The 12780-nt window shown below is 38.4% G+C and carries 12 protein-coding genes; 6 read left to right on the top strand and 6 right to left on the bottom strand.

The genetic code is table 11. The annotated features are described in order from the left end of the window. Positions 1–115 precede the first annotated feature (115 nt). On the top strand, positions 116–1327 hold the full coding sequence (locus ACLHK8_RS08135) for a DUF2075 domain-containing protein (RefSeq protein ID WP_063698489.1): 1212 nt from the start codon (positions 116–118) through the stop codon (positions 1325–1327). 46 nt (positions 1328–1373) lie between these two features. Here the strand turns inward: ACLHK8_RS08135 and ACLHK8_RS08130 are convergent, their stop codons facing one another. The 4 genes from ACLHK8_RS08130 to ACLHK8_RS08115 form a co-directional block, all read right to left on the bottom strand. Continuing rightward, complete coding sequence (locus ACLHK8_RS08130; protein WP_063698501.1) at positions 1374–2498, bottom strand: NADH-dependent flavin oxidoreductase; 1125 nt, start codon at positions 2496–2498, stop codon at positions 1374–1376. A 194-nt stretch (positions 2499–2692) separates the two neighbouring features. Continuing rightward, positions 2693–3094, bottom strand: a complete 402-nt coding sequence (locus tag ACLHK8_RS08125) for a DUF1634 domain-containing protein (protein ID WP_057772706.1) — start codon at positions 3092–3094, stop codon at positions 2693–2695. Further along, a complete protein-coding gene (locus ACLHK8_RS08120; RefSeq protein ID WP_057772704.1) occupies positions 3094–3939 on the bottom strand; it encodes a sulfite exporter TauE/SafE family protein in 846 nt (281 codons plus the stop codon). The genes ACLHK8_RS08125 and ACLHK8_RS08120 overlap by 1 nt, the downstream gene beginning before the upstream one ends. A 116-nt stretch (positions 3940–4055) precedes the next feature. Continuing rightward, positions 4056–4379 (bottom strand): helix-turn-helix domain-containing protein, encoded by a 324-nt coding sequence (locus tag ACLHK8_RS08115; RefSeq protein WP_057772702.1) that lies wholly within the window; start codon positions 4377–4379, stop codon positions 4056–4058. 135 nt (positions 4380–4514) lie between these two features. Between ACLHK8_RS08115 and ACLHK8_RS08110 the strand changes: the two genes are divergently transcribed. Further along, entirely contained in the window at positions 4515–4775 is a 261-nt protein-coding gene (locus tag ACLHK8_RS08110; protein WP_057772700.1) for a hypothetical protein, read from the top strand. A gap of 26 nt (positions 4776–4801) precedes the next feature. Here ACLHK8_RS08110 and ACLHK8_RS08105 read toward each other — a convergent pair whose 3' ends face one another. Next, positions 4802–5842 carry an oxidoreductase gene (locus tag ACLHK8_RS08105; protein WP_057772698.1) on the bottom strand — a complete coding sequence of 347 codons (1041 nt, stop codon included), beginning with the start codon at positions 5840–5842 and terminating at the stop codon, positions 4802–4804. Positions 5843–6114: 272 nt separating this feature from the next. Between ACLHK8_RS08105 and ACLHK8_RS08100 the strand changes: the two genes are divergently transcribed. From ACLHK8_RS08100 to ACLHK8_RS08085, 4 genes are read left to right on the top strand one after another with little or no spacing between them, the layout of a single operon-like run. Next, positions 6115–6822: an IspD/TarI family cytidylyltransferase gene (locus ACLHK8_RS08100; protein ID WP_063698491.1), complete on the top strand. Its 708-nt coding sequence runs from the start codon at positions 6115–6117 to the stop codon at positions 6820–6822. After that, positions 6822–7847, top strand: a complete 1026-nt coding sequence (locus tag ACLHK8_RS08095; protein ID WP_057772694.1) for a ribitol-5-phosphate dehydrogenase — start codon at positions 6822–6824, stop codon at positions 7845–7847. The genes ACLHK8_RS08100 and ACLHK8_RS08095 overlap by 1 nt, the downstream gene beginning before the upstream one ends. Further along, positions 7835–8965: a CDP-glycerol glycerophosphotransferase family protein gene (locus ACLHK8_RS08090; protein ID WP_063698493.1), complete on the top strand. Its 1131-nt coding sequence runs from the start codon at positions 7835–7837 to the stop codon at positions 8963–8965. Before ACLHK8_RS08095 ends, ACLHK8_RS08090 begins: the two co-directional genes overlap by 13 nt. Beyond that, positions 8962–10830 carry a CDP-glycerol glycerophosphotransferase family protein gene (locus ACLHK8_RS08085; RefSeq protein ID WP_082623239.1) on the top strand — a complete coding sequence of 623 codons (1869 nt, stop codon included), beginning with the start codon at positions 8962–8964 and terminating at the stop codon, positions 10828–10830. Before ACLHK8_RS08090 ends, ACLHK8_RS08085 begins: the two co-directional genes overlap by 4 nt. Before the next feature lie 143 nt (positions 10831–10973). Here the strand turns inward: ACLHK8_RS08085 and ACLHK8_RS08080 are convergent, their stop codons facing one another. Continuing rightward, the gene (locus ACLHK8_RS08080) at positions 10974–12713 is read right to left on the bottom strand and encodes an aryl-sulfate sulfotransferase (RefSeq protein ID WP_434520292.1); all 1740 of its coding nucleotides are present in this window, start codon (positions 12711–12713) and stop codon (positions 10974–10976) included. Positions 12714–12780 lie beyond the last annotated feature (67 nt).

The raw sequence follows: 12780 nt of genomic DNA, 5'->3' as shown, positions 1-12780 counted from the left end.
TATTCTCTATGCCCTAAAGTATACCACCGCATAACATGCACGTTTAATAGAAATTGCAAAATCACCCTACTTTGTCCTAATATGAAAGTAGCTTTTCAAGAGAGAAGGATCCACCATGTCTGAAACTAATGTCAACGATGCGCGTTATAAACTATCACCATTTAAACCGTTATCTGCTGAGCAATTAAAACTCAAAAATAAAATTCTTGAATTTATCAAGCAACATCTTAACCATTCTAAGCATGCCGTTTTTACAATTTACGGAGAGGCTGGAACTGGCAAAAGTGTCGTTTTAAGTCAGATTTTCAATACCCTGCAAACCGCCGCTCGCAGTGATCCCGAAAGTGATATATACGGAACTAAAAACATCTTTTTGGTTAATCATCCCGAGCTCTTGAAAGTTTATCAAGAGATTGCCGGCGAACAACCGCATCTGTTTAAAAAAGATTTTGATCGCCCCACGACCTTCATTAACCGCCGCCACAAGGATCACGTCCTGTACGACATTGCCGTGATTGATGAAGCCCATTTGTTACTGTCCCGACCGGATCGCTATAATAATTTTGATCAACAAAATCAACTGACGGAAATTATTCACAACAGTAAAATTGTCATTTTAGTTTTTGACGACAATCAAGTACTCAAAACAAAGAGCTTTTGGACCCGTGAACGCTTAGCCAAACTAGTGCAACCTTATCCTCATGACAGCTACGTTCTTCATAATCAATTCCGAATGCAAGCCGATCCCAAGTTAGTGGATTGGATTGATGACTTTACACACGGCAAAACCGGCTCAATTCCTCTCCAAACCGGACAATTTGATTTTCGAATTATGGATGATGCCGAAGAGATGTATCAATTAATTAAAAATCAAAATAAAAGGGTTGGTTTGTCGCGGATTGTTTCCACAACTGGGTACCCTTCAAAGCTAGATGGCGGCAAGCATTATATTGTGGAAGGCAATTTTAAGTTGCCTTGGGATCAGTACAACTACTCCAGTCAGTCTTGGGCCGAAAAACCCGAAACGATCAACGAAGTCGGCTCAATTTATACCGTTCAAGGTTTTGATTTGAATTATGTCGGCGTCATTTTGGGTCCCCCAATTGAATATGTGGCTAGCACCGATCGCGTAACGGTCAATCTGGATAAAGTAACTGACAGTGAAATCTTTAAAAGACGGGCCGATTTAACCGACCCAAAAGAATTACAGGAAATCAAAATCAAACTAATTATGAACACTTTGAATGTGCTGTTAAAACGCGGTGTGCACGGCTTATATATTTATGCGAGTCAACCGGAGCTCAGAAAAAGACTTTCGCAAAACTAAAAAACACTAATTAACAGGAAAGTCTGTTAGTTAGTGTTTTTCAATTTTATTTAGTTGTAATATGAATCGTATTTTTAAACGCTTCGTTTAAGAAATCCCATAACGGTGTTGGAATACTCAATTCGTCTAAGTCGCTTGGTGATAATTCATAACGGATTGATTTTTCGTCTCCGGCCACAACTTTTTGAACCCAGTTTGGCTCCCGAATTAATTCTTGGCCCATTGCGGCAAATTCAAATCCAGCATCCATCACTTTTTCCGCATCAGCTGGTTTGATTATTTGCCCAACCACGATCATGGGCACTTTGTGATCAACTACTTTTTGAATTTTTTCAATAACTGGCTGGTTATCTGTCGAATCATTCAAAGAAGACTGCCAAACCTTATTTAAGGAAATGTGTAAATAATCAATTCCCGTATCAATTAAACGCGGAATTAAAGTCATTGTATCGTCAAGCCGAATTCCTGGATTTTCAATTTCTTCTGGTGAAATTCGATAGCCAACGATAAACGGAGCAGAAGCATATTTCGCCACAACTCGACGAACCTCTGCAACCACAGCAACCGGAAAATTCATCCGTTGTTCTAGAGAACCGCCCCATTGATCACGCCGCCGGTTAGAATCTGGGGAAAAGAACTGCTGAATTAAATAGGTGTTTGCGCCGTGAATTTCAACTCCATCAAAACCAGCTTGGATTGCGCGTTTGGTTGCAGATCCAAAGTCTTTAATGATTTTTTCAACTTCATGCTCACTTAATTTACGCGGTGTTTCCGAATTCGATCTGGCTGCTTTTACCGCACTGGCACTTACCGGTTGTTCTCCTCGTAAAACGGCAGTGTTGGTCATTCGACCAGCATCGAAAATCTGGAGAATCGCTTTAGCACCCTGACTCTTCATGGCTGTTGCCAATCGAGAAAGTTGAGGAATATCACGATCTTTTGTAACAGAGAGTTCGCCTTCAAACCCTTTACCTAAATCAGAAACATTAGCACATCCGGTAATCTGGATGCCGACACCACCCGCACGTTTTCGATAATATTCAATCTCATCATTAGACACAACGCCATTTTCAAAAGCGCTTTTCTCAGTCATTGGTGGCATGACAATGCGATTTTTAACGGTCGCCCCGTTTGCAAAAGTATAGCTATTTAAAAATTGATACTCTGACATACTTTCATCCCTTTTCATGTATAATCCTCGTTCATTATAGACCAATCCTTAGATATTACCGCCTATTTTGGTTTGGCCGTAATTTCTCACTTATATTAAAAATAAAAACAAGTCATCGAATACTTTCCGACAACTTGTCCACATGTTTTGTTGTGCCCCTGCCAAGGAACTTAATTATACCACGCGTATAAATCTTATTTGCCAAAGTACCCAATTACCATTCCTACGATCAAAATAACCAGAACGAATGTCGTAATCCATACATAGAGTTGGTCTTTTTCTTTCGCAAATGCATAAATGGAAACCACCACTCGTAAAACCGGTGTTAAAATTAGCAAAAATAGCCCTAACATAAGGATAGCAAAAGGCTTTAGTGCCACGATTCCGGTCAAGATCGCCTTTACTGTAATTGGATAGACATTCGCGGCGTACCCCGTTTTACCTGTAAATACTAGCAACAAAATGCCAATCAGGATAACAATCGCAGAAATGACAACCCCGACCCGTAAAACTTGGCCAATAACCAATTCAATCTGGTTCATTTCCTCAATTTTTTTCGTGTTTTCTGCTAAATTTTCTTTTTTATTTTGTGCCATTAGATGGTCACCCCAAATCCTTTAAGGAACATCTGTAATCCAATATAGAATAAAATTGGAATGAAGATCATCCGTAAAACGCGAGCCCGCAGATGTTTCATGATTTTGGAGCCAATTGCAGCACCAATCAAGATTCCAATGGCCAATGGCGCCGCAATCTCTGGTTTAATCGAGCCATTGAAGAAGTAAACTGTTGCACTAGCCGCCGCGGTAACTCCCATCATTAAATTACTAGTTGCACTTGATGGTTTCAATGGCATCTTCATAATTGTATCCATCGCAATTACTTTGAAAGCACCACTACCGATCCCAAGTAATCCACTTGCTAAACCGGCACCGAGCATCATTGTAAATCCACCGGGAACATTAGAAACTTGGTAGTCAATTTGTTTATCTACCGCATTATCATAATAGGTCCCATTTAATTTTAGTTTTGTAGAAAGAGAATCCGCTTGGATGTCTTCACTGACTTCTTTTCCAGCCCGCATCTTGCGAACCATATTCCAGGATGAAAATAAAAGTAACAACCCAAATAATATGTACAATACTTGAGACGACAGGACACCGGTCAAGATAGCCCCAACAATTGCCCCGATCGTGGTAGCAATTTCTAGAAACATTGCCACACGCAAATTAAGCATATCGTCTTTTAAATAAGCCACCGTCGCACCGGAACTAGTCGCAATCACGGAAATAATGCTGGCTCCAATTGCATATTTTATATCTAACCCCATTGCCAGCGTCAAGATCGGTGTGACAATCATTCCTCCACCAATGCCAAAGATTGCACCAAAAATACCGGCTGCCAATCCGACAACAATTAATAATAAGATTGTATTTATCATAAGTTTCTCCCCACTTTTCCTATATCCCCAATTTTAATGGAAAGGAGGCCAACAATCAATAAACCTTAACTAATCAGACCGTTATGACTGATTAATTAAGGTTTATTTTAAAAACATTAAGAAAATCGGCTAAAAGCCCAAAATAAAAATCCACCAACCGCAAAAAGTAACCACCAATAACGGGCCAAAAAATCCCAAACAGACATTGGCGGTCTTGCCGCTAATTCTTCAAACTCTAACTGATCTTTTCCACGAACTAATTGGTCCAAACTAATTTCAAATAAATTACTAAGGTCAATTAGATTCTCAATTGTTGGCGGCTGTCCCCCTTGTTCCCACTGGTTGATTTTTTCTTCACTAACGTCTATGCGCTTCGCTAGTTCGGCCTGAGTTAACTTCAAACGTTTACGATTTTTTATGATCTCGGCTTGCAGTTCCATTATCATCACCCTTTTCTTTTAATTATGGTAACAATAAGTTATTAAGTAAAGAATAATGCCTATCAGATTAAATAAATTGCTTTACTTATAGAACGTACGTTCGTATAATAATTTTAGAGAAAGGAAGTTTTAGTCATGAGTAATTTTGTAGGAACCATCACTTCACAAATTAAAGTCCTAAATTTAGCGCCACTAATTCGTTTTGAATTAACTAGTCAACAAGGTGCCAAGGTTAATTGTTTAATTCACCAGCATGCCTTAAATTTTTTAGCACTGGCCAGTAAGAATATGCACATTGCTGTTTTTGGTCATTACAACCGGCGGCATCAGTTTGTGGTCACAAGATACATGATGCGCTCAAGTGATATAACAAAAAAAGAATCCCAGAGTGCTTAAACACCACTCGGAATTCCATTTAATTTTTAAAACTTAACAACACTTGGACTAGGTTGTTTAATCCCTTGTTCAAGAATTTCAATATCCATTAAGGTCTCTTCGTCACTAACCAGTTTAGGTTTGCCATTCATAATACTGTCATACAAAGTATCGTAAATCCGCCCATAATCCCCTTGAACAGTTGGGATCTGTTTTTCAATCCAGTCACCATTTTTATTATGATATTTCACATGTCCGAATTTATCAGGAGTATCTTCGCCAAAATCTGGCGCATCAGGCATAATACCTTGCTTCAAGTCATTTTCCTGTTGGTCAATATCATATTTTAAATAAGAACCGGTTGTGCCATGCAAAATAAATCGAGGATATGGTTCAGCCACTAATGGGTTCGTCTTGACGGTGACCTTTAACTTACCGTAGTGAAGATCCATTTGATAATAATCATCAAGTGTACTTGCCTCGTTTTGAATCGTGCGAATATCATATGCCACAGATTCCGGCTTCCCAAACAATGCCAACATCTGATCTAGCATATGAATTCCTAGCCCATAAAAAGTCCCATTGATTTTGTCTCCAATATGAACCTGATCATCTGGACGATATTTATCCATATGAGATTCAATTTCAAGTGGCTCGCCAACATAGCCGCGGTCTAAAACCTTTTTTAAAGTTAAATAATCACTGTCAAACCGCCGATTTTGATAAGGCATCGCAATTAAGTCTCTTTCTTTAGCTAAGCCCAGCAATTGTTTTGTTTCCGCAACTGTCTTACAAAATGGCTTTTCAACAAGCACATTTTTGCCACTTTTCAAAACTTGTTTGGCAAAATCAAAATGGGTATCAGCAGGTGTACATATCGTAATTAACTGAATCTCATCATCTTTTAAAACCTCGTCTAAATCCGTTGTAAATTTAATTCCCATATTTTGATAGGCAGTCTCTCGTTCCGGATGACGCCGACGATTGTAGATATATTTAACCTGAATATTTTTTCGCTGGCTTAAATAGGGTAAGTGATACCGATTGGCGCTTTTACCAAAACCAATAATGGCCATTTTTAAAGTCATATTTTTATGATCTCCTTCAACATCAAGATACCCTAATCATAAGCGATATGGAAACCGTTTTCAATAATTTCAAAAAGAAATTCATCACCTAATTTCTGCTTAAAAAGATTATGTGCTCTTAGTAAACAGTTCTGTGGCCATAACCTTTCCTTAGCATCTCGTGCAAAAAAGCTACCGTTTAATCTAGGAAAATTTCCGAATCCATAACAGTATCTTCATATTTGTCCTCTAGTATATGAATATCATTTAAGAGGAAATGGAGTTTGATAATTATGATTTACGCACAAATATTAGCCGGAGGTAAAGGCACCCGCATGGGAAATACGCCTATGCTAAAACAGTTCCTACCTCTTGGAAAAGAACCAATTTTAATTCAAACAATTGAAAAATTTGTTTTAGAAGAACGCTTTAAAGCCATTATTGTGGTGTGCCCAGCTGATTGGGTAACACATACAGAAGATTTAATTCACAAATACGTCACAGATTCTCGAGTGGTTGTTATCACAGGTGGTGCCGAACGAAATGACACCCTAATGAACGGCATCGCTTATATTGAAAAAACTTTTGGGTTAAATGATGACGATGCGGTCGTCACCCATGATGCAGTCCGTCCTTTTATTACCAAACGGATTATTGACGATAACATCAATGCAGTCATGCATCACGCGGCTGTTGATACGGTTGTACCAGCAATTGATACCATCGTTCGTGGGGAGAAGGACCAAGCTTCAGAAATTCCCATTCGTGAATATATGTATCAAGGCCAGACACCACAAAGTTTTAATATTAAATGCTTAAAAAAAGCATTTAATCAGTTAACAAATGCTCAAAAGGCAGTTTTATCTGATTCATGCAAAATTTGTCTTCTAGCTGGAGAAGAAGTTCACATGGTTCGTGGCGAGGTATCCAACATCAAAATCACCACGCCATATGATTTAAAAATAGCTCAAGCAATTGTAGAAAAGCGGGTGATTATTTAATGCTAAATCAAGTTTATAGATTAGTGAGTGCACGTCAATTTGAAGCACAAACCATTGATGAAAACTTATCTTCAGATGAAATTATTGTTCGGCCAACCCATTTATCAATCTGTCAGGCTGATCAACGTTATTTTACCGGTAGCCGTTCCCAAGCGGTCCTTAATAAAAAATTACCAATGGCTCTAATTCACGAGGCGATTGGTCAGGTTGTTTATGATCCTCAAAATAAGTTTTCTGTTGGCGAAACGGTGGCTATGATTCCTAATACCCCTTCGCAAAAAAGTACTGTTATTAAAGAAAACTATCTTTCCAATAATCATTTTCGTTCTAGTGGCTATGATGGTTTTATGCAGGAATATGTATTTTTGCGTCGAGATCGGGCCGTTAAGATTCCAAAAAGTTTTGAACCCAATATGGCTGCCTTTACCGAAATGATTTCTGTCGGCGTTCAGGCCCTCACAAATTTAAAAGAGACCATAGATGCAGATGAAGGGATTATTGGTGTTTGGGGAGATGGTAACTTAGGTTATATCGTCGCCTCACTAGTAAAATCATTTTTCCCACAAAGCAAACTGGTTATTTTTGGTCGTCATCAATACAAATTAGATTATTTCTCTTTTGCCGATAATACTTATTTAGTAGGTGACGTCCCTCCAGAATTAAAAGTGAGCCACGCCTTAGAATGCACTGGTGGTTCAGGTAGTCAGATTGCCATTGATCAAATCATCAATCACATTCATCCAATGGGAACCATTATGTTACTGGGCGTTTCTGAAAATCCAATTGAAATCAATACCCGTATGGTCCTGGAACGAGGGTTAACTTTACGAGGATCAAGCCGTAGTAGTCGTACTGATTTTCAGTCTGCAATTGATATTTTATCAAACGACAATCAGACTCGTGATCGTTTGTGCAACTTAATTGGTGTCACTCAAAAGGTAAGTTCAATTAAAGAAACCATCAATTTTTTTGAAAAAGAAAGTGCTAGTTCCTGGGGAAAGGCTGTGATGCGATGGGAAGTTTAAAGCGAATAAAACTGACGTTATTAAAATTCTTGTACAACACTAACTATCAATTTTGTTATTATATTTTTCATCCTCGTCCCAAACGAGTGACCTTTGCGACCATTCGAAATACCCAGTTAGTCGACAACCTTAAACAACTATATGAAACTTTTGAAAAAAAAGGTGATTACGAACTAAAAATCTTTTGTTTTCATTATGATCGCTCTAGTAAAAGTCGACTCCAATTTTTCTGGGTCTCATTGACCGCCGTCTATTACATTGCAACTTCCCATTTATTCATAATTGACGATTACTTTTTCCCACTTTACTCTCTCAATAAACATAAACAAAATGTGGTCATTCAGCTATGGCATGCAATTGGGACTTTAAAGAAGATTGGCCTGAGTCTCCCCAACGCCAGTGATAGTGTCATCAAGCCCCACACAAATTACGATTGGGTCGTTGTGAATACACAAGAGGATCGCCAAGCATATGTGGATGCTTTTGACATTAAAAAGAGCCAAGCTTTACCCCTTGGGTCTCCCATGCTAGATACACTCGCTAAAACGACAACTAGCTTAGCGCCAAACCACAAAAAACGCTTATTATATTCACCCACCTATCGGACAGATGATGCTAACCAGGTACGAACTGCTGTAGATGCCTTGATTAGTGCCGCGCCCACATTAAATGATAACTGGGAAATTTACATTTCAATTCATCCCTATGTTAATATGAAGAAAAACATTCAAGATTTACCCAAAAATATTCATCTATTCCAAGATCCGGCATTAGTAAAAAGGCTGATGCAAACGGTGGATGCTTTTATCACCGACTACTCGTCCCTCTTGCTTAACTTTAGTTACTTTGAGCGTCCCATCTTATTATTTACTCCCGACTATCAAGACTATGCGAAACAACAGGGATTTTATGTTGATTATCTTCAATATTTGAATGCGCCCAATTTTCAAACAGCCCCAGCTATGATCGACTTTATTAATAATAAGCTTCCAAAAATTAATCTCGATTACGTTCGCCAATTAAAACAAAAAAATTTTCCAAAACAAGATGGTCGCAACAGTGACCGCGTCTATCAATTCTTAACCTCAATAAATAGGTACGGTGAGCAGAAATTATGAGACAACTACTAAGAAGAATTAAAAATAAATTACGCCGAATATTTCGACCAACCCAAACAAACGCAATTCTACAAGAAGAGGTGAAACCAAATTATGATGCGCCCCACTTGGTTGAAGGTGTCAATTCGCTGATTAAGCGCCGCGTGAACACCATTGATTTTAATGGTGCTTATTTTACAATTTCCGGAACGGCGTTTTTCGAAAAGTTTCCAGAAAAAGATGAAGAAAAAATCATCAAAAGTCTGGTTCTTTCTAAAGACGGGGTTGATGATATCGAAATTCCCCTCGTAAATCAATCCAGTGACGACGCGCGCTTTCCAGTAGCGGGATACTCAGGAGTGGCTAACTTCGCTGTGATTAATAAGGGAAAGCCGCTCGAACCTGGTCAATATAAGATTCAAATTCAATTAAAACAATATCTTTCCGATGGCTGGTTAATTCAACGAACATCCGTGGGTAAGATTTTGGATTGCGATCATGATTTAAGCTACATCACCAACATGACAAGTTATTCTGCAAAGAAGAATTCTCAATACCGGTTAATCTTTAAGTATAATTTTGCGGCTAACTCATTGGAAGTTAGTTCCAATATTCTCAGTGAAATCAACCCACTTGAAAACGAATTGAATACTGATTTTGTTTTAGAACGGCCCTTGATGCGCGGGCTAAAGCGTCGTGTGTTGAAAATTGCCTATCGTTGGTATCATATCCTGCCCGTAAATCAGCACAAAATCTCATTTGTATCTGACAGTCGTACGAGCATTTCTGGAAACTTCGAGTTTATTTATCAAGAGCTTCTAAAACGAGACACTAAATTCAAGATTTCATTTTATTTAAAACCCAGTATCAAGGCCAAAAAATCTTGGCGGGAAGTTTTCACACTCGCAAAAGCGTTTGCGACCAGCCGCTATATCCTACTAGATGACTTTTACCCCACGATTTACCCGCTTACCATTCGCCATAACGCTGATCTAATTCAGGTTTGGCATGCTGTAGGCGCGTTTAAGACCTTTGGCTACAGTCGGGTTGGCATGCCCGGCGGGCCTAAATTAGACTCTTTAAACCATCGCAACTACACCAAAGCACTCGTTTCTTCAAAGCACGTAGCCGACAAATATGCAGAAGGCTTTGGAATTCCAGAAAAAAACATTGTTACCACCGGAATTCCAAGAACAGACGTCTTTTTTGACCAAGAGTATCAGACTAAAATCCGCCAAAAATTACAAGAAGAATTACCTTATATTAAGGGCAAAAAAGTTATTTTGTTTGCCCCCACTTTTCGAGGTAATGGCCAACAATCAGCCTATTATCCGTTTGAAGATATTAACTTTAATAAACTCTACAAAACGCTCCATAAAGACTACGTTTTTTTGTTAAAGATTCATCCCTTTGTTCAAAATCAACCAAATATTCCATACAAATACGCTGATTTTTTCCACGATGTTTCCGACTTTCGTGAAATAAATGATTTACTGATGGTTGCTGACGAACTAATTACCGATTATTCCTCCGTTTGTTTTGAATATGCGCTGTTAAAACGTCCGATGATTTTCTTCGCACCAGACTTAACAGACTACATGCAAAAACGCAGCTTTTACTTTGATTACTTGGACTTCATTCCAGGTTCATTAGCTGAAACTACCGACGAGTTAATTGCACAAATTCAACACGAATCTATTGATAAACAGAAGTTAGACTCATTCGTTGATTACTTCTTTGATCAACCTGATGGACATGCCAGCAAACGTTTTGTTGATAATCTCATTAATGGTTTCAAAGATCCAGATGATCAAAACAATCAGCAAACCCCTGACGATGTTACACCAGACGGAAAGACAATTCCTCAATGGGGTAAATTGAAATAACTGCTTTAAATAGCTAAAAAGAACGACGAGATACCTGCTAGGAAATTATCTAGTAAGTTGTCTCGTCACTTTTTTTGTTATCTAAAAACGACGCTCCATGATGACTGGAGTTGTCATCATGAAGCGTCGTTTATATCCTATGGTTATTCATTTGATCCATAACTATGTTTAGTCGGGAACAACGAGAACCGCTCTGCTCGATAAACATAGCCACCACTGCCAAGGTTCGTTAATTTGACATTAAAGATCTGTTTATTCGTCTTACTGTCGTACTCAATGACATTGGCCGCATCGCCGTTATCCAACCACCCAAAATCGATTAAACGATTCGTCGCATTTAAGTAGCGATTAGATCCGATGATATTGGCAAAATTCTTGCTGCCAAGTGATTTCCCGAAACTATCAACTTGCTTGATGGTCATCGTCTTTTCATTAATCTTGTACTCAACCCCTTCAGAGTACTTTCCAGATGAATTCTTAAGTGATTTTTTTGTATCACCTACAGCCACATTATTATTAAATATCAAGACATTCAGAGAATTTTTATTTCCAAGTGTACTTGGATTTACAATCGCCGCATGTTGTCCACCGGGCCAAGAAATCTTACCAGAAGCTTTCAACAAGTACTTACGATAACTCTTCGGCCAGGCTGAACGTTTCTTCCCAGAGAGAATCCATTTAATTTTCTGGGTCTTGTAATCAATTTTCATGACCAGATTTTGATTTCGACTAGAAATTATCAGACTGTCATCCGTTTTATCGTAATACACCGAGTTTTCGTGGAACCAATCGCGTTTACCCATATACTTATTCGATTTTGTTGCGGTATATTTCTGATAAAATTTACTTGGCAAAATATTCTTCATATTGATAACTTTCGTAATTTTACCTGTCTTATGCGAAATCACGATCATGGTATCTTCCACGTAAGTCCGCCCACCATCAGAAACGGTTGCAATCAAATCTTGATTAGGCAACTCTGTGACATCATGGTGAATCTGGTTATGATTTTGCTTTTTAGAGCCTTTAGCTTTGCCTAACGCTTTATGATTAAGACGGTAGGTTCGCGTAATTTTTCCTTCATAATTCATCTCAACCAACTCATTGAAATAGGAATTTGAAGCTTTTGATTTGGTCCAAATCAACAAATTGCCGTTACTAAGTTGTTTGAAAATATGTGACGTTGGCCGGGTGGTATACCAACGAATCGCGCCATCGGCATCAATTCCAAAGGAGAAGTTTTTTGCTTCCCTACTACCTGAAATCGTTGTCCGGACCATGAAGGTCAATTTAGCATTTCCCTTACCGGTTTCCATTTTCTTCTTATTCGCTTTGGTTACCTTAATCTTAATTGAAGATAAGGAGCTTGGAACTTTTGCCGTTTTTATATGAATTGTCTTTGTAACCGACTGGCCATTTTTATAAGTAACTTTGATTTTCACGGTATTATTGTAATCGGCATATAACCCTAGTATTTGTAGCGAGTGTGACTTACTATATTTTGAAACTGAGTTGGTGATCGACGTTTTGGCTGTCTTCCCCACCACTGTATAACTAACCTTGGCCGCTTTATCTGTTTTAAAAATGGCCATTGCAGTTAACGGTGAAACTCCGTAAGGATTCAGTTTAGTGTAGATATTGTTAATTGTGTATTTACCACTGCTAGCCTTGTTTTTCAGACTCTTCGTCGTACTTTTTTGAGCGTTAATTTCGCCATATACTAAACGAGAATTGATATCTTTTTTTACAGCACTAGCTGAACGAACCTTACTGGTAGTGACTTTACTAGTAGAACTCGTTTTCGAAGTTTCATAAAAATAAGCTGATCCGGCTACCAAAGCAACCACAATAATTGCGATGAGCCATTTTATTTTTTTGTGCATTTTTTATCATTCCTCCACTACAATTTGATAAGTAAAAATTCCGAACAAATCTCCTTAAAAATGTTCG

This window comes from Pediococcus sp. M21F004 (assembly GCF_051122535.1).
Lineage (GTDB): Bacteria > Bacillota > Bacilli > Lactobacillales > Lactobacillaceae > Pediococcus > Pediococcus inopinatus.
The sequence above is the reverse complement of the archived record's forward strand: the minus strand, read 5'-3'. Positions and strand labels throughout refer to the sequence as shown.